This window comes from Pelovirga sp. C15f (genome assembly GCF_057178085.1).
The window spans coordinates 373,921-392,112 of sequence record NZ_JBXUCV010000002.1; the positions used below are offsets into that span (position 1 = coordinate 373,921).

At 55.6% G+C, this 18,192-nt stretch carries 13 protein-coding genes; 4 read left to right on the plus strand and 9 right to left on the minus strand.

Annotated elements, in window-relative coordinates; all coding sequences use genetic code 11:
- The first annotated feature begins 31 nt into the window (after positions 1-31).
- Together glnE and AC1931_RS06995 are read left to right on the plus strand one after the other, a co-directional pair.
- Positions 32-3,205 (plus strand): bifunctional [glutamate--ammonia ligase]-adenylyl-L-tyrosine phosphorylase/[glutamate--ammonia-ligase] adenylyltransferase, encoded by a 3,174-nt coding sequence (glnE, locus tag AC1931_RS06990; protein WP_483876527.1) that lies wholly within the window; start codon positions 32-34, stop codon positions 3,203-3,205.
- Positions 3,206-3,354: 149 nt separating this feature from the next.
- Positions 3,355-5,253, plus strand: a complete 1,899-nt coding sequence (locus AC1931_RS06995) for a response regulator (protein ID WP_483876528.1) — start codon at positions 3,355-3,357, stop codon at positions 5,251-5,253.
- 1 nt (position 5,254) lies between these two features.
- On the opposite strand, the gene ttcA is transcribed toward AC1931_RS06995, so the two are convergent.
- Positions 5,255-6,001 carry a tRNA 2-thiocytidine(32) synthetase TtcA gene (ttcA, locus tag AC1931_RS07000; RefSeq protein ID WP_483876529.1) on the minus strand — a complete coding sequence of 249 codons (747 nt, stop codon included), beginning with the start codon at positions 5,999-6,001 and terminating at the stop codon, positions 5,255-5,257.
- Positions 6,002-6,342: 341 nt separating this feature from the next.
- Between ttcA and AC1931_RS07005 the strand changes: the two genes are divergently transcribed.
- Positions 6,343-7,095, plus strand: a complete 753-nt coding sequence (locus tag AC1931_RS07005; protein ID WP_483876530.1) for a lytic transglycosylase domain-containing protein — start codon at positions 6,343-6,345, stop codon at positions 7,093-7,095.
- Here the strand turns inward: AC1931_RS07005 and AC1931_RS07010 are convergent.
- The gene (locus AC1931_RS07010) at positions 7,081-7,494 is read right to left on the minus strand and encodes a DUF4870 family protein (RefSeq protein WP_483876531.1); all 414 of its coding nucleotides are present in this window, start codon (positions 7,492-7,494) and stop codon (positions 7,081-7,083) included. The genes AC1931_RS07005 and AC1931_RS07010 overlap by 15 nt on opposite strands.
- Positions 7,495-7,503: 9 nt before the next feature.
- Positions 7,504-8,892, minus strand: coding sequence for an efflux transporter outer membrane subunit (locus AC1931_RS07015; protein ID WP_483876532.1), 1,389 nt, complete (start codon positions 8,890-8,892; stop codon positions 7,504-7,506).
- Between the two features lie 406 nt (positions 8,893-9,298).
- Here AC1931_RS07015 and AC1931_RS07020 point away from each other — a divergent pair, with 406 nt between their 5' ends.
- Entirely contained in the window at positions 9,299-10,183 is an 885-nt protein-coding gene (locus AC1931_RS07020) for an ATP-binding protein (protein WP_483876533.1), read from the plus strand.
- A 45-nt stretch (positions 10,184-10,228) separates the two neighbouring features.
- Here AC1931_RS07020 and AC1931_RS07025 read toward each other — a convergent pair whose 3' ends face one another.
- From AC1931_RS07025 to AC1931_RS07050, 6 genes are all read right to left on the minus strand, one after another.
- Positions 10,229-10,744: a hypothetical protein gene (locus AC1931_RS07025; protein WP_483876534.1), complete on the minus strand. Its 516-nt coding sequence runs from the start codon at positions 10,742-10,744 to the stop codon at positions 10,229-10,231.
- Between the two features lie 115 nt (positions 10,745-10,859).
- Complete coding sequence (locus AC1931_RS07030; protein WP_483876535.1) at positions 10,860-12,257, minus strand: sigma-54-dependent transcriptional regulator; 1,398 nt, start codon at positions 12,255-12,257, stop codon at positions 10,860-10,862.
- Positions 12,250-14,106 carry an ATP-binding protein gene (locus AC1931_RS07035; RefSeq protein WP_483876536.1) on the minus strand — a complete coding sequence of 619 codons (1,857 nt, stop codon included), beginning with the start codon at positions 14,104-14,106 and terminating at the stop codon, positions 12,250-12,252. The genes AC1931_RS07030 and AC1931_RS07035 overlap by 8 nt, the downstream gene beginning before the upstream one ends.
- Positions 14,107-14,133: 27 nt before the next feature.
- The gene (locus tag AC1931_RS07040; protein ID WP_483876537.1) at positions 14,134-15,054 is read right to left on the minus strand and encodes a phosphate/phosphite/phosphonate ABC transporter substrate-binding protein; all 921 of its coding nucleotides are present in this window, start codon (positions 15,052-15,054) and stop codon (positions 14,134-14,136) included.
- Positions 15,051-16,502, minus strand: coding sequence for a sensor domain-containing diguanylate cyclase (locus AC1931_RS07045; protein ID WP_483876538.1), 1,452 nt, complete (start codon positions 16,500-16,502; stop codon positions 15,051-15,053). Before AC1931_RS07045 ends, AC1931_RS07040 begins: the two co-directional genes overlap by 4 nt.
- A gap of 196 nt (positions 16,503-16,698) precedes the next feature.
- Positions 16,699-17,373 (minus strand): PilZ domain-containing protein, encoded by a 675-nt coding sequence (locus AC1931_RS07050; protein ID WP_483876539.1) that lies wholly within the window; start codon positions 17,371-17,373, stop codon positions 16,699-16,701.
- Positions 17,374-18,192 lie beyond the last annotated feature (819 nt).

Sequence of the window (18,192 nt, forward strand, 5' to 3'; positions counted from 1 at the left end):
TGCAATTTTATTAACTGCAGGAGCAGCAGGTATGAGTCCTCATCAGCACGACATCGTCGCCGGTCTGCAAAGCCTCGATCGCAGCCCGTCTGAGTTGATTGACTGGTGCGCGCGTCTGCCCCTCTGCGACGGCGAGCGTCTGGCCACCAACCTGCGTCTGCTCGATGAGCACCTGTCCGATCGTGACCTGTTGGCGGCCATCCTTGCCGATGCTATGGAGGTAGCCGATCCGGACGCTGCCCTGAATAATCTCGAACGCCTTTTCGATCTTCTCAAGTACCAGGCGCTGGGTAAAATCCTCACTGATTCGAACCGGCGGCGGCAGTTGCTGACTCTGCTTGGCGGCTCCCCGTTTCTTACCGGCATTCTGTGCCGGCATCACCAGTATATCGCCTACCTGTTTGACGACGGCGCCATCGATACCAGCCATGGTGAAGTCGATATGCTCGTGGATTTGCGCAAGTTGATCGGCGATGATGTCGATTTTCCTCAGCTCAAGGCGGGTTTGCGGCGCTATAAGGCCAGGCAGGTGCTGCGGATTGCCGCCCGCGACCTGTGCGGTCTGGCAACCCTCGAAGAGGTGATGGGCGAACTGTCTGATCTGGCATCGGCATCATTGCAGCGGGCCTATGATGTCTGCAGCCGGCAGCTGCAGGTCGAGTATGGAAAACCATGGCAACAAACCGATACCGGTAAAAGTACGGAAGCCGGCATGACCATTCTCGGAATGGGTAAGTTCGGCGGGCGTGAGCTGAATTTTTCCTCTGATATTGACCTGATCTACTGCTACTCATCGACCCGGGGTGAAACCGGTGGTGGTCGGCGCGGCGAGCAGATCAGCCTGCACCGTTACTTTGTCAAGCTGGCGGAGATGGTTACCCGGGCCCTGCATCAGGTGACCGAAGATGGTTTTGTGTTCCGGGTTGATACCCGTCTGCGCCCGGAAGGCAACAGTGGTGATCTCGCGGTCTCCCTCGACGGTGCCGAGATCTATTATGAGTCATGGGGGCAGAGCTGGGAGCGCGCGGCGATGCTCAAGGCGCGGCCGGTTGCCGGTTCCGTCGCTGTCGGCAATGAGTTGCTCAAACGCCTCAAACCCTTTATTTTCAGGCGTCATCTTGACTTCGGCATGATCGAGGACATCAAGGTGATGAAGCAGAAAATCAACACCAGCCTCGACCGCCGGCAGCACGAGCAACTTAATCTCAAGCTGGGGCAGGGGGGGATTCGAGAAATTGAATTCTTCATTCAGGCCCTGCAACTGGTCAATGCCGGTTCGCGCCCGCAGCTGCAGCAGCGCAATTCCCTGAAAACGATTCAGCTGCTGGCGCAGGAGGAGATGATCAGTACCGCAGAAGCGCAGAGCCTGGCTGATGCTTATCGGTTTTTGCGCACGGTTGAACACCGGATCCAGATGGTGCAGGAACAGCAGACCCATTCGTTGCCCGAGGATGAGCGTTCCATGACCATCCTGGCGCGGCGTTGTGGCTGCGCAGATGCCGTCGCTTTCAACGCCGAGCTTGACCGCCATCGCCAGGCGGTACACGGAATTTTTCGCGAGCTGTTTCATTCGGCTGATGCCGACATGGTTGAAATCCGTCCGGAGGTCGGACTGATTCTCGCTAACGATGCCGATCCTGATCTGGTCAAGGATCTGCTCGAGGAAAAAGGCTTTGCCAACCCCGATGCCGCTTATGAAACCTTGAACCTGCTGCGTGGTGACAGTCCCTCGCGGCGGATGACGCGGCGCTCGCGCCGTTGTCTGGAAAAGCTTGCGCCCCTGCTGCTGGGCGAGATTCTCGATTGTGCCAACCCCGATCAGGCCCTGAACAACCTTGACGCTTTTCTCGACAGTATTCGCGCGCGCAGCTATTTTTTCTCACTTCTGGTTGAAAACCCCCCGATTGCCAAGTTGCTGATCGCGCTGTTCGGATCCAGCCAGTTGTTGTCGCGGATTTTTATCCAGCGCCCAGAACTGCTTGATGCCCTGGTGCTCGATTCCTACGGCACACAGAGTAAGACCCGCGAGCAGATGGAAATAGAACTGGGCGAACAGTTGGCGCAGGAAGAAGATTTTGAATGGCGTCTCGATACCCTGCGGCGTTTTCGCAACGAAGAGTTTTTAAGGATTGCCCTCAATGATCTCCATGGTTTTATTGAACAGGAAGATATTGCCCGGCAGTTATCCCTTTTGGCTGAAGTATGTTTGGAACATGCCGTGGGTCTGGCGCGCCAGGAGCTGGTCGTCCGTTTTGGTGCACCGTTCAGTGGGGAGATAGCTGAGACCGGGCGGGAAACAGAGTTTGCCGTTATCGGGATGGGTAAGCTTGGTGGTTATGAGCTGAATTATCATTCTGATCTCGACATCATTTTTATCTACCAGGAAGAAGGGCAGACACAAGCGGTCAAACAAACCGACCCGGAGCGCTTTCGCTCCATCAGCAATCATCAATATTTTGCCAAACTGGCGCAGCGTATCATTACCATCCTCACCCTGGTAACGCGCGAGGGGTTTGTTTACAAGATCGACACGCGTTTGCGCCCCTCCGGTAATCAGGGGCCTCTGGTGACCAGCTTAAGTGCTTTTAAACGCTATCATCAGGAATCCGCTCAACCCTGGGAGCGGCAGGCCATGACCAAGGCCAGAGCCGTGACCGGCGCCCCTGATTTTATTCAATCGGTTCAGTCCACCATCAATGAACTGGCTTTTGAACGGCCACTCCCGGAAAACCTGCAGGCAGAGATCTACCGTTTACGGCGCCGCATGGAGCAGGAGATCGCCCGCGAAAGTGACGAGCTGCGCAATATTAAAACCGGTCGGGGCGGCATGGTCGACGTTGAATTTATTGCACAATTTCTTCAATTGCGGCATGCTGACAGGATTGTGGCATTAAGAACCCAGAATACCATCAGATTACTGGAAGTTCTTGGCGCTGAAGAGCTGCTGTCCCAGGTTGATGCGGACTGTCTGATTTCCGGTTACACCTTCTTGCGCCAACTGGAAAACAAATTACGTTTATTGTACGACCAGTCGATCAACGAACTGTCGGTGCGCGGCAAGGCCTTTCGCCAGGTGTCAAAGAGCCTTGGCTATGGGACTGCAGAAGTCAACCCGGAGCAGGCCTTCATGGATGATTACCGCCGGGTTACCGAAGCAATCCGGCAGCGGATGGAATTTTACCTTAACCCTCAGGGGGAGTCCTGAAAAAACGTAACTCTTCACCTGTCGTCCTCGCTGCAGGGTCGAAGGGCCTGTGACCAGGGGGGCTGTTGCCATGGACGACGAAAAGCGTCCCCTGGCGTAGGCCTCCCGGCCCGGTGCTGAACAGATACAAAAAACAAGGAAGCTGATTTATGGCTAAGAATATTCTGATTATCGACGATGACCGCGACCTCAGGGATTTTCTTCAACAGGCGCTGACGGCAGCGGGATTCCACGTCGAAACGGTTGATCGTGGTGCTCTGGGGTTGCGCAGACTGCTCAGCGAAGATATTGATCTGGCCCTGATCGATATCAATATGCCGGAGATTTCCGGCCCGAATATCTGTCAGGCGTTGCGCAAACACGAGAAAACCCGCGACCTGCCGGTGGTCATGATTACCACCACCTTCCACAGTCCGGAGCAGATCAAAGCAGCTAAAGAGGAATATGGCGCCGATGATTTTCTCTTCAAGCCTTTTACCGGTATCGATTTGCAGCGTCTGCTTGAGCGGGTATTCAAGCCAGGGAAAAAGGCCGCCGGCAGCCTCGAAAACAAAGTACTGCCATTATCTGAATTTACCATACCGACTCAGTTGCATCGCCTGTATGTCGACAAGGCGACGGGATTGTTGCACCTGCATCATGGTCAAGCCAAAAAGGTTATCTATATCAAGGATGGTTATCCGGTCTTTGCCCGTTCGAATGTTCTCGGCGAGTGCCTCGGGCGGATGCTGGTGCGGGAGGGCACAATCACCCAGGTCGATTGCGATCAGTCGGTAGAATTAAGTAAACAAAGTGGGCGCCTGCAGGGAACCGTGCTGATTCAGATGGGTCTGTTGACCCCGCAGGACCTCAAGGTGGTACTGGAACGACAGGTGACGGAAAAGCTGCTTTCGACCTTCGCCTGGCGCAGTGGCAGCCTGCATTTTGAGCCGGGGAAAGACTTCAAAAAGGGGGTCACCCAGATCCGCCTGTCCCCAGCCTCACTGATTCTGCAGGGGATCAACCGTTACTGGACGATCAAGCAGGTCGATGAATTCCTTTACCCTTTTGCCGCTGATTATCTCTGCCAGGCGACCAACCCCAAGTATCGTTTTCAGGATATCGATCTGGGCAAGCGCGGTCTGGCGGTGTTAAAAAGCTGTCAGGGGCAGAAGCGACTGCAGGACATCCTTGAACAGCATCCCCTGGCTCGCCGCGAAGTGCAAAAGCTCATTGCGGCCCTGCTGATTTCGGAGATGCTTGAACGCCACGCGACCCCGCAGCAAGGGGTGGTCGATGATCACGCTGATGCCGAGATTGGTCTGGTTGATGAAAAGCTGCGGCGAAAGATCCTTGGTGATTACCAGCGGATCATGGATGCCGACTATTTTGAGGCTCTGGGGATAGAACGCAAGAGCGATTCAGGCGCGATTCGCCGGGCCTACTACAAAATGGCCAAGGAGTATCACCCTGACCGCTACCTCGGCAGCAGCCTCTCGCGCGAGATGGGCGCCAAAGTCCGCGAGATGTTTCAATACATTACCCAGGCCTATACGGTACTCAGCGATCCGGCGACCCGTACGGACTATCTGGATGAACTGATCAACGGCCCCAAAAAGAAGATCGACATCAACCAGGTCATCGAAGCTGAAGCCGCATATCAGGAAGGGCTGGCGCTGCTCAAGGTGCGCCGCTTCGCCACGGCCGCCAAAGCGCTGAAAAAAGCCGTCGAGTTCAGCCCCGAAGAGCCGGAGTACATGACCAATTTTGCCTGGGCATTATTTAAATCTGCACCGGAAAAGACCGAAACCCGTAGCCAGGCCATGGAGATTCTGCTGACATCGCGCGAACTTAATCCCGGCTCTTATCAGACCCATCTGTATCTTGGCCATGTCTATCAGGCCCAGGGCAAGGAACGCCAGGCTGAGAAATCCTTTGAAGTTGCGGTGCAGGCCAACCCCGATTGTACCGAAGCGCTACGCGAATTGCGCCTGATCAATCTGCGGCGCGAGCAGACCGCCCAGCATAAGGGGGGGCTGTTCTCAGGCTTCGGCAAGAAGGACAAGTAGCCTAAAGCAGATGGCGGTGGTGAATATTTCCCATAGCGCTGAGCAGACTCTGGCGAATCTGTGGGATCTCGCTGCAGAGTTCGTTTATCAGGTGTTTCATCCGCTGCCGCTGCTGAAGCTGCTCCTGGGCTCCTGCCAGGGGGCAGGCACAGGAAACAATCGGAACATCACAGCGGGTACTGTAGTCACTGATCAGCGCTTCCTCGACGTACACCAGCGGCCGAATTACTGTCTGCTCACCATTGTCGGCCAGCATTTTCGGACTCATGGCCGCCAGCTTTCCGGCATAAAACTGATTGAGCAGCAGTGTCTCGATGAAATCATCGAGATGGTGGCCCAGTGCGATCTTATTGCAACCAAGACGCTGGGCAACGCTATAGAGGACGCCACGCCGCAGGCGCGAGCAGAAGGCGCAGTAGGATGACCCGGGGCGGAGTTTTTCCTCGATGACAGTAGCGCTTGCGGTTTTTTCCACATGCCAGGGGATGTTGTGGCGTTGCAGGTAGTCAGCAATAAGATCGCTGCGATATCCGGGAAAACCGGGATCGAAATTGACCGCAATCAGCTCGAAACTGACCGGTGCCCGCTGTCGCAGATCGTCGAGGATGTGCAGCAGGGCCCACGAATCCTTCCCGCCTGAAACCGCCACGGCAATCCGATCGCCATCCTCAATCAGGTTAAAATCACCAATCGCCTTACCGCAACTGCGCTTGATGCGGTTGTGGAGCTTCTCTTTGGTTTTGTTCATCTCTTGCATTCCCCAAGCAGTACATACAGATAATCATTAAAGCTACAAAGGGCTTTCTGGTCCACGGAAAACTCTAGAAAACACGGAATATAAACCCTCATCCTCACTCCAGTCTTCTCCCTCATGGAGAATGGATACAATTGTATCTTCGGAAGAATAGCTAAAAAAAGGAATAGGTGTGTCCTTTTCGATTTAGTCCGAGCTTTCCGTGTTTTCCGTGGACAAACAGGCTTTGCAGGTTAAATTTTGGTTCGGATTTTGCTTATTTTACTTATCTATGAGTTTAAGCATGTCGATGAGGCAGATACTTGACACCCGTTTGTATCGACCAGGAGGCCGCTGTGAGTATTGAATCCCTGAATTTCCCCACGTTGTCTGCTACTGTGGCATTGCCGGCTTCGGCGCCCGGCATGAATCATCATTCCCCAGGTAACGAATTCACGGCGTTGCTGGAACAGGCGACACAGCGCCAGGCCGGAGAACCTGCGACCGCCGAACAGGCGCTGATCCAGCTCAAGGTCACCCAATTACAGATGATGCAGGGCTTGTTTTCCGATAGCGACGATGATGAACAGGAACACCAACCCCTGTTCGATTTGACAGCAAATACCCCTTTTAGCCTGCTCGACAACCGCATGAGTCAATTTATTGACAAATATCGCCGGAACCTGGCGCCGTTGCAACAGCAACCGGCAGCTGTTAACCGTGACCAGATTGAAGGGATGATCGACCGCATCGCCCGGAAGGTTCAGGTAGCCCCGGAACTGATTCGTGCCGTTGTCGCGGTTGAAAGCTCCTACAATCCCACCGCGGTATCACCTGCCGGTGCGCAAGGGTTGATGCAGCTGATGCCGGCCACGGCCGCCGATCTCGGGGTGAAGGACAGTTTTGATCCGGTCGACAACATCGACGGCGGCAGTCGCTACTTAAGTCATCTGCTCGACAAATACGCCGGCGATCTGGACCGTACCCTGGCCGCTTACAACTGGGGACAGGGGAATGTCGATCGCCACGGTCTGGAAAAGATGCCGACCGAAACCCGCAATTATCTCGCCAAGGTCAAGCAGTTGCTGAACAACTCAAGCAGCGTCTGACCCCTGGCGTTGACGATAGGGGCGAAAATCCATCGGCCTGCCCTCGGCCAGGTTAAGCCACCCCTTGGCGACGCGATAGATCATCCAGAAATAGTTGGCAAACAGAATCACGTAGCCGATGAGCAGCAGGTAGGTGATAATCCCTATTCCCGTCCACAGCATGCCGTACCAGAAGGTACGGATCTGCCAGCGAAAGTGCGACTCCAGCCAGGTTCCCCGCACCTCGTCGCGCTTGATGTAATTGAAAATAATCGCCACAAACAAGGTCACCCCGACAAAAAAAGATCCAGCCTGCAGGGCGTAAATAACCGTGGTCATGGTTTTTAATGGTCGCAGCCGGTCCCTGCCGGAAGAACCGGGCTGCTCCGGTGAGATGATGATCGGTTCGGCCTGGGTCATGATCTGCCTTTATATTGTTTCATGCTGTTGTTGTTCTTGGTTTTGCCAGTGACCGCCGAGGGCACGGATGAGGCTGATACGGTGGCCGATCAACTGGCGCCGGTTACTCAGTTGCTGGCTGCGAACTTCAAGTTGGGCCATTTCGCTTCGCAGCAGCTCCAGGCTGTCAGTCAGGCCGAGAAGATAGTCCTCGGTCCTTATTTTTAATACTCTATTGTTCATTTCCTGCTGTTGTTCAAGTAACTGTTCGCGCCGGAAGCTTCCCTGCTCAGCCAGCAAGGCTGATTCAACCTCTTCAATCGCGGTCAGGATTGTCAGCTGACCGGCAAGTTGCTTTTCGTCGCGGATGGCTTGTTGCAGATCACTTGCGGCTTTAAGCCGGCCGCCGTCAAAAAGTGGTTGAGCCAGCCCCAGGGCCAGACTCCAGAAGGTGCCGGTGGCATCGCCCGTCGACAGGCGGCTGACAGAACGGCCGATATTGGCACTCAGGTCGAGGCGCGGCAAGCGATCCGCCAGGGCGGCGGCCAGATCCCGATCCGCTGCTTCCAGTTCGAGCAGGGCCGCGGAGACATCGGGGCGGCGGCGAAGCAGGGTAGCGGGCAAGCCGATATCAATAACACTGGTCAGCATCGGCAGCTGGTTGCGTTCAATCTGAATACTGCCGGGGGCCTGGCCAAGCAGTAAAGCCATCGCGTTACTGGTCTGGTTCAGGGTTGTTTCAAACAGCGGGATTTGCGCTTCCATCTGCGCCAGGTTCTGTTGCGCCTGATAGAGTTCATCGGCCGCCGCCAGACCCGACTGGTAGCGCTCATCAATAATCCGCACCAGCTCGCGATTGTGGTTGCGGCGGCGTTCGAGCAGGTCAAGCTGGGCGCGTTGTTCGACGCCGATAAAGTAAAGTTCAGTAAGGCGCGCGCTTAAACTCAACAGCAGGGTACGAACCTCCTCCTCGCCAACCAGCAAACGCAATTCTGCTGCCGCGGTGCGGTGGCGCAGGCGCTGCCACAGATCAATTTCATAAGCCGCTGCCAGGGTCAGGCGACCGGCGCTGGTCCGGTTTTCTCCGGTCTGGCTGAATGTCTGTTCGCGGCGAACATCGGCGTTAAGATTCAGACTCGGAAAGAGTCCGGCCTGGGCTGACCGTTGCCGCGCTTCAAGTTGATCCAGCCGCAGAAAAGCCTGGCGCAGATTGAGGTTGTCGGTAACCAGTCGCGCCTGCAGTTCCTGCAGCTGCGGGTCAGCAAAATCGAGCCACCAGCCCGCAGTGACTCTCTCGCCGTTAGCGCTCACGGGGATGGAATAGGTGTCGGGCAGCGCCAGCTCTGCCGCGGGGGGCGCGGTCAGTGGCGAACAGGCCATCAGCATTGAACCGACAAGGGTAACTATCACCAGTCTCATCAGATAACTCCTTGAAAAAGAGCAATATAGCATATTTAAAAAATCGGGTTATCCATTTTGCTCAAGCGGCGCCGTGCAGAGGCCCGACCCCCCTTCTTCAGGGACGCGATTGTTTCTTCTTGGGCCGTCCATGGCCGCTTAGCTGTCGCCCTCCATGGCGACAGACACCCTGAAGAAGTGAACCCGGACCTCTACTTCCGGTTTTACTGGAGTCAGTCAGATAGCCAGATTTAAAAGACTCACGTCCGGCAGAAAAAACGCCCGGGGTGAGAGGTCATCCGGGCGCTTAGGGTTTGACAGCAACAACTTTTTTAACGTATACAGGCGACTCTTTGGCTGCTCATGCCGGACAGCCGTAAGCTGGTTTTTATCTGAACATTCTTCTAATAGCGAGAGAGTGCGACCCATGATGAATCTTAATCCGGAAGTTGTTGCCCAGATAGAGCGTGTCTTAAGTTCTGTGGAAATGTTGTTGCCCAGGGCATCCAAGGCGGTTGACTGGAAAACCTGTTATGCCGCCAACTGGCGCCGCCACTCCTTTTCCGGCTATCTTGAGCCGGTCAAGGTGACCGACACCACCCGCCTTGAACAACTGTTGGGAGTCGACGAGCAGAAGACCATCATGGTCAATAACACCCGCCAGTTTATCAAAGGCTATCCCGCCAATAATGCCCTGCTCTGGGGTTCGCGCGGAACCGGCAAATCCTCGATTGTCAAAGCCCTGCTGAATGAGTTCGCCACCGAAGGGCTGCGGGTCATCCAGGTGGAAAAGGAAGACCTGATCTATATCGCCGAGATCTTTGCCGCTATTGAGGATCAGCCCTATCGCTACATCATGCTCTGTGACGACTTGACCTTTGAGACCGGTGAGCTCTCCTACAAGATGCTCAAGAGCGCCCTCGACGGCTCGGTCTATTCAGCACCGGAAAATGTGCTGATTTACGTCACCTCTAACCGCCGTTACCTGCTGCCTGAATACGATGGCGATCATCTGGGCGGGAAATATGTCAAGGGGGAGCTGCAGCAGAGTGAGATCCAGGAGGAGAAAAGTTCCCTGTCCGATCGTTTCGGCCTGTGGGTTGCGTTCCACGTTTTTTCCCAGGATCGCTACCTCGAAGCGGTACAACTCTGCTTCAAGCAATGGAGCGATAAGCTCGGCAAGCCGATCCCCTGGAGCGACGACGCCGAACGCGCCGCGATCAAATGGAGTCATGACAAAACCAAGCGCTGCGGCCGCACCGCCTTTCAGTTTTCCAAAAACTGGGTAGGAAAGTACCTGCTCAAGGGGTAGTGGCTGAGGGGCCTTGCCCTCACTCCATGCGCCCGGTTGATCGGCCTATTGCGGCAGTCGCGCAAAATCGCGAATCACTTCCCGGGGGTAGCTGCCGCGCTGTTGCATCTGCTCGATCAGCGAGCGGGGATACTCCCCGGTGGCGATCAGGCGTGATTCACGGAAATGATAAAACTGGTATTTGCCCTCACGCTGATAAACCGCAATCTGTTCTTTTCTGCCCGGAGTCAGGTTGTCGTCCGGTACACCGGCCTCCCTGATGACCTGCAGCAGGGTTTTTTGTTCCTGCGCTTTTTCCAGACGCTTTTCACTGATGCTATCGGAGGCGGGCGCGACCGGGCTAGAAATCGGGGTTGGAATCGGGGTTGGAATCGGAGCGGGCACAACCACAACCGGCGACGGATCGATTTCGGCGGGTGGCAGCTCAACCGCAGGCGCTGCCGGCTCGGTCTGGACCGAAGATGTCGGCGGGACCGGTGGCGCAGTTGCTATCTGGCTTGGAGCACAGGCACTGAACACCAGGGGCAAACTGAGTAGCAGGCAAAGAGCAAAAAATTTCATGGCAGTCCCTCTCTTGGTATCCGTAGCATTCACGTTGTCTTTATGATGTCGTAAGTCTTTTCCTTTCCAGCTTAGATGAGCCAGCGCCATTGTCAAAAAAAATCGCAACGATCAATCAGCTCAGGTCGTATTTTTTGGCCTGGTAGCGAAAAGCGTCGTAGGTAATATCGAGCAGTTTCGCCGCCTTGGTCATGTTGCTGCCGGTTCGTTCCAGCGCCTGGCGCAAGAGCTCACGCTCAACTTTTTCCAGGGAAATTCCTTCTTCCGGCAGCACAAGGTGAAAATTTTTGCGGCGTTCCATGGTTTTGTTGGCCTGGCCGCCGACGGTCAGGGGCAGATTATCCGTGCCCAGCTCATCGGCCTCCTCCATGACCACGCAACGCTCAATGATGTTGCGCAACTCGCGGATATTGCCCGGCCAATCATAGGCGGTGAGCAGGCTCTGCGCGTCGGGACTGATGCTCCTGATCGGTTGCTTGTTGTATTTGAGGGCAAAGCTCTCAAGAAAATGCTGGGTCAGCAGCAGGACATCGTTACCACGATCCTTTAACGGCGGCAGATCAATGGCAAAAGAATTGAGGCGGTAGAAGAGATCCTCACGAAAACTGCCTTCCTCCATCTGTTTTTTCAGGTCCCGATTGGTACAGGCAATCACGTTGACGTCGATGGGCAGATCGACCTTGCCGCCGACCCGACGCACCGTGCGCTCCTCCAGTACCCGCAGCAGTTTTCCCTGCAGATCCAGACGCATGTCCCCGATTTCATCCAGCAGCAGGGTGCCGCCGTCGGCCAGCTCGAAAACCCCCTTTTTATCAGAGATAGCATCGGTAAAGGCGCCCTTGACATGACCGAACAGTTCCCCCTCAATCAGGTTTTCCGGCAGGGCCGCGCAGTTGATGGCGATATAGGGAAAATTGTTGGTGTCGCCCCGTTCTTCAAAGCGCCAATGATGAATCCGCCGCGCCAGAACCTCCTTGCCGGTACCCGACTTGCCGGTAATCAATACCGAGGTCACCCCGGCGCGCGCGATTTTGCGGGCATCATTGACCATTTTCTGGATGATGGGAGAGTCGCCCACGAGCAACTTTTCCAACGATGTGGCCGAAGTTTTTTTGAGATAGTCGACCTCATCGCGCAGACGCGCATTGGCCAGGAGCTGGCCAATGACAATTTTGATTTCTTCGACGTTGAAGGGTTTGTTCTGGTAGTCGGATGCGCCGTAGCGCAGGGCCTTGATGGCCGATTCACTGGAATCGTCGCTGGTCAGCATGACGACAGGGAAGCGGGCATCCTCCTCCTGCAGCAGCCGCAGCAGATCAAGGCCGTTGAGCTCTTCGCGCAGATTGACATCCAGCAGCACCAGATCCGGCTGCCAGCTCATGATCTTTTCGACCGCACCCTTCGACGAGTGCAGAACCTGGGTAATGTAGCCGTCCTTATTGAGTGCGCGGGCGAGCATGGAAATGATCAGCTCATCATCATCCACCATCAGGATGCGCCCTTTTTTACTCATGTTGTTCTCCTTCTTGTTCCTGTTGCGGTTGTTGAATGATCGGCAAGGTGATGACAAACCGGGTGCCGTGCCCAGGTTCGCTGAAAACATGAATGGTTCCCTCGTGTTGTTCGATCAGCCGCTGGCAGATCGGCAGTCCCAGCCCGGTGCCCCGGTTTTTGGTGGTGAAGAAGGGGGTGAAGATGTTTTCAAGGACGCCGGCGGAAATTCCCGGACCATTATCTTCGATTTCAATCGTTACCTGCCCCTTTTCGCGGTCGACTCGGGTACGGGTGATGATTTCTCCATTCTGCTCAAATGCCTCGATGGCATTCAGGTAAAGATTCAGCAGCACCTGCTGGAGCTGGGACGAGTCGGCTTTCATCTGTACCGGTTGCGGGTCGAAATCGCGCCGCAGCACGATGTCAAGAGGAGATGACTTGACCCCGGTCACTTGCAGGTTTTTCAAGGTATAATCAAGCAGATGGTCCAGGCCAATCACTTCGAGTTGGGGTTGCGGGGGACGCGCGAACTTGAGCAGATTTCTGAGCAGCCGTTCCATCCGTTCGACTTCATCAACAATCCGCTCAAACAGCTCGCGATCTTCAGGTTCCAGATCAAGATCAGCGGACAAGACCTCTACCGTCGCCTTGATTCCGGCCAGGGGGTTTTTAATTTCATGGGCCAGCCCCACCGCCATTCTTCCGGCCACCGCCAACTGGTTGGCATGCAGGAGTTCTTTTTGGGCTTGTACCCGTTCGGTAATGTCGCGGGTGAAAAGTAGAATATAGGGATGGCCGTCAATCTCCATCGGTCCGGCGTTGATTTCCGCTGGAAAGGTGCTGCCATCCCTGCGTTTCCTGGTAATGGAAGCCAGCAGCCAGTTGCCTTTCTGCATACTTTCCAGCCGCTTACGGAAATCGGCTATCTCGCTCGCTGGTGAGAGGTCGAAACAGTACATGGTTTTCAGTTCTTCAAGACTGTAACCATACAGTTTGGCCGCCGCCGGGTTCACCGACAGGATTTTGCCGCGCTCTTCCGGGCTGGTCTCAATAATGCAGATCGCCTCCTGGGCGCTCTCAAACAGGGCTCGGTAGAGTTTCTGCACCGACTCGGTGTATTGCTTTTCCCGATACAGGGTTGTCGCCATCGCGTTGAAACTGTCCGCCAGTTGTCGAAACTCGTCCTTGAGCGGATCGGCGATACGGTAATTCAGGTTGCCGCGTTCCAGTTCATTGGCTCCCCTGGTCAGGGAGAGCAAGGCTCCCCTGAAACGCTGCATGAAAAACCCGGACAGCCCCAGTACCCCCAGAGGGCCGACAACCAGCAGCACGGCAATCACCTGTTTGGTGTGCTCGGCTGACTGGCGAACCAGTTGAGCGCGCGCGTCAGCATTCATGGAGGACATCTTGGTCAGTTCGACCGTCAGCTCAAGCAGCGCCTCTCCCTGGCGGTAGGTTTCAGTGCGGAGCTGACCCAGGCGCAGCGCATCGCCCCGCATGGTCAGGTTACGGCTGATGTTTTTCAGGTACAGCTGGGCCTGCCTGTCGATCTGCTCGAGATACCCGGTAACGACCTCATGATGGTGGCAGGCGCGACAGCCGCCGGCCGCCAGACTCAACTCCTCGGCATCGGCGATGAGTCGGTCGAAGGATCCCGACTGATGCAGGTCAGGCTGATTGAGGTCCAGCTGCAGCGTGCGGATACGGGCTTCCAGTTGTTCGCGCAGGGCCTCGACCTGATGAAATGTTGCCAGCTCGTCGAGCTGCGTTGTCAGCGCGGCTACCGACCGGTAAATATACAGACCACCGGCAAAAAAACAGCACAGCATTACCGTCAGGCCAATGAAAATCCGCACTTTCATCGGCATACCCCACTGCTGGTGAAAACGGGGAGGTTATTCATGTGCGTCAGGATCCTTCGTCAAATCACAACCAAGCTCCTTGGCGTAATTCTTTACCGGGATAAAATCCTCCCGGGTGGTTAACAGAAATCGTTGCACGCTGAGGTTTTCCAATACCTCGCGACCGGCCACATCCTCATGCATTGTCAACAGCTCCTGGCGCAAGCGAATGACAATGTCGACCGCCAGATCATTCGCGACCCCGAAGGTAATAGACGGAATATGGGGCGACGACGCAAGGATATCCAGTTGCTCAAGAACCTCCGGGTTGGCGCCGGAGATCCGGTAAAACATCGAACTTCTGGTGGCCCCGACATCGGCATGTCCCTTGATGACCTCGTAAATAGTATCTTCGTAGGTGCCGGCAAAATAGTACTGCGCGAACCAGGTCCGGTAATCATCAATCCCGATCTCTTTAAAATAACGCAGCGGTAGCAGATAGCCGGTGGCCGACGCCGGATCGACAAACACCAGGCGTTTGTTGCGCATGTCCTGCGCCGAACGGATGCCGCTGTTGCGGCGAACAAAAACAATGGCGTAATCGCTCGCCAGCCCTTCCATATAGTGAGGCCGTACCAGTGGCCGCATGCCCGTCGTTTCAATCGCCCTGACAGCGGTGAGGCAGCCGAAAAAAGCGGCATCCAGTTCCTGCCGGGCAAAAAGTTCAGTCACCATGCCGTGGCGCGGCAGGACCTGCAGCTCAAAGGATAGTCCCAGTTGTCGGCCCAGGTATTCAAACAGGGGACTATAGAGTTTTTTCTGGGTGAAGATATCCTGCTCTGCTACCAGCCCGACCCGCAGCGTCTGCGCCGCAAGGGATCGTGGTGTCGCGGTCAGGACAACCAGGGTCACCAGCAGGGCCAACACTATTGTCAGCCGCATCGTTAGCCGATAGGGGTGCGAACGGGTCATCATGTCCTTTGCTCCAGCCAGGATTCGCGGGCGGCCAGCCAGCACACCTGGTTGCCGCCGCGATTGGTCGCCGTGGTCAGGGCGGTCGCCGCCCGGTTGATCGCAGTCGTGGAATCCGCTTCGTCGACAGTCAGTGGGGAAATGCCGATACTGGCGGTCATGTTGATCTGGATCGTTTGAATATCGAACATTTCCGTGGCGAAGGCGGCACGGATCTGTTCCGCCACGGCCAGCGCCCGGGTTTGATCGGCCTCGGGCAGCAGCACAATGAATCTGCTGCACAGATAACGGTGCAGCCGGGCGGTCGCCGGAAGACATTGGGCCACTATCCGGGCACTCTGCGCCACCAGCAGATTCCACCGCTCCTCACCCTGTTCGGCCAGCAGCTGGGAATAGCCATCGAGCCCGATCATCAGCAGCGCCAGGGGTGGAATGTCATCCTCCCCCGCGATGGACTCATCCTTTGCGCCCAGCCACAGGGGCAGGTCGGTCAGGGGGTCGCGCCGGGTTTCAGCGCGCAACTGCTCCTGCAGATCCTTTGCGCGCCGTTGCAGCTGCAGCATGGAACTCAATTGCCATAAGAGCAGCAGGGCCACCACCGCGCCGCCGCCGATAAGCGGCAACAGTCGTGACGGCTGTTGGCCGATCAGGGCCCCAAGGGGCGCTTCGGCGCGGATTATCAGCCCGTAGGTGTCGAGGTGGCGCATCATCAGCAGCTGTTTGCGCCCATCAATGACGCGGGTTGTCGCGCTGGTGGGTGCCGCCGCTGGCGGGCGTCGTCCTTCCAGCAGATCCGGCTGGTTGCTGCCGACGATCTGGTGATGGTCGGGGCTGCGGGCTAGTACCTCACCGCCCGGCGACAGCACCGTCAGGACGGCGGTCGATTCGGCGGCTGCATTGTCGAGGACACTGAACAGCCGACGGGCATCGATAATGGCAACCAGGACCCGGCTTAGGGACTCATCCGGGTAACGCAGGGCCTTGCTCGCGCCCAGGACCCACTGTCCGGGGCTCATGATCGACGGCAATGGGATGCTCAGGTACACGCCGTCGATCAGGGAGCGGCTATGTACGTTGAAGTAGTCGCGTTCGCTCAGGTTCGGTTTGGGGCCGCTGTTGGTCCAGTGGAGGATGTTCCCGTTTCCGTCGGTGACCACCAGGGAGACCATGAAGCTGTTGTTCAGCACCAGGGTATCCATGGTGCGGCGCAGCGCCCCTTCATCCGGGTCAGGCTGCTGTTCTGTCAGCTCCAGGTACTGCTGAAAGCCCAGAAACATCTGCTCCAGCACCGCCAGTGAGGTAATCATCTCCTTTTCCACCTTATCAAGGGTGGCACCCAGCTGCAGCTGGGCCGAGGTCAGCGCCAGTCTTTGCTCCAGTTGTAGCGCGTAGAAGGTCAGAAAACCGACCAGCAGCAGAGCGACTGTTCCTGTCAACCAGGAATATTTCATGCGAGGTTACCTCCGGCAGAAAGACACATCCGCAGAATCGTAACAAAAAACAAAGAAAAGTAGTAGGAAAAGGAGGGGTGAGGGGAAATATTGAGCCGTAAGCCGTAAGCCGTAAGCCGTAAGCCGTAAGCCGTAACAAAGGACAAAGGACAAAGGACAAAGGACAAAGGACAAAGGACAAAGGACAGCCTTTACCTTAAGTAAAAAGAACCCCCGAGCGGTAGCCGTCATCAGCGCTGCTGGTCCAGACCACCCGGCCGGACTGGTGCATGAATTTTTCTGAAAAGGAAATGGACTGATTGGTCGGTAATGGGGCGCTGGTACTCAGGCCGAGGCCGCTGACCGATATGTCGTTCAGGGTTGCCGGAAAAAACGGCGGCGCGCCATTGTTGCTTAAGGAGATAGCGAGCTCTTCACGGCGTTTATAGCGCCGGCAGCGGCGCAGATCGCCGACGTTGCAGCTTGCCGTGTTGTCCTCAAAGGACCCTTCAATCAGGCCGCGCTCAATCGCTTCGGTGAGCTTTGTCAGTTCAAAGGGTTTTTCCACGATATGCCAGCAGCCGTGCGGACAGCAGCTGTCAATCTGTTCCTGCAATTCCGGCGCCTGGCTGTTATCCGTGGTCAGCAGAATGATCGGCACTTCCGGCTGAGCGTCGGCAATGCAGCGCAACAGCTCCATGCTGCTGCAGTCGTTGATGTCCAGATCCAGCAGGATCAGCTGAAAAGTAAAAATGTCGATCTGCTCAAGCGCCTGGTCTTTACAGGTAGCGGTGATGATATCAACGGGGGATTTGCGGTAAGCCCTGGTCAGGGCCATCAACATAGTGATTTCATCACTGATGGCCTGGATCTGTTTTACCGTAGCTTTCATTGGGTGGGGCCCCTCTCTTTTGGTGCGGCGTACTGCTGCACAGTGAGTGACGATGACTCACCGCTGATGCAGCAACCTCCTCGAATGTAAATGAAAATATATTATAAATAATAACTTCGTGCCCCGTAATCCGGCACGAGGCCGGGTGGCAGTACGGGGCAGTCAGATTGACAGTCGATGTTCGTTGAACTGTGGGAGCAATGGCTCATCAGGGCACAGTTCGCCGGGGGAGCGTTGGTGCTTCTGATAAAATGACTCACAAAGTTGACTGAGCAAAAGTCATACCGGGGACGATGGATTATATTTAATAATGAAAAATAATGAATTTCAGGCCGGTTACGCAGGTGGGCAGGGTGGACTGGGAGTGGCCCTTGCCGATTTTCCGGGAAAATGACCAGATGTATTTGGGGATATCACCGGAATCGTTCCGGTTCACCATTGGGGGTGCGCGCAGCTCACGACTGTGCAGATGCGCAGTCGGAATTCGGGAATTAAACCAGAAGCGACTGATGAAATTCCCACATTTGGTTTTCGACAGGGTGGTGCGGGGACAATCGGATGCCGCCGAATTCTCTCATTTAAAAATTATAAGCACACGATATTACAGGAAATAAAATTAAAATAGCAGAGTTGTCGGGTTAAGCCGCGTGGGTTGGCACAGGCATTGCTGATAACTGGAAGCGTAACAATTTGAAGGTGGCGCATTCGATGACGCCGACAACTTAAAATAAGAGTTTTACGAACAACACAACTAAAAGTAATAACCAGGAAAGGAGGTAGCAAAAAGAAAACTGCCACTTAAAAAAGCAGGAATCAATG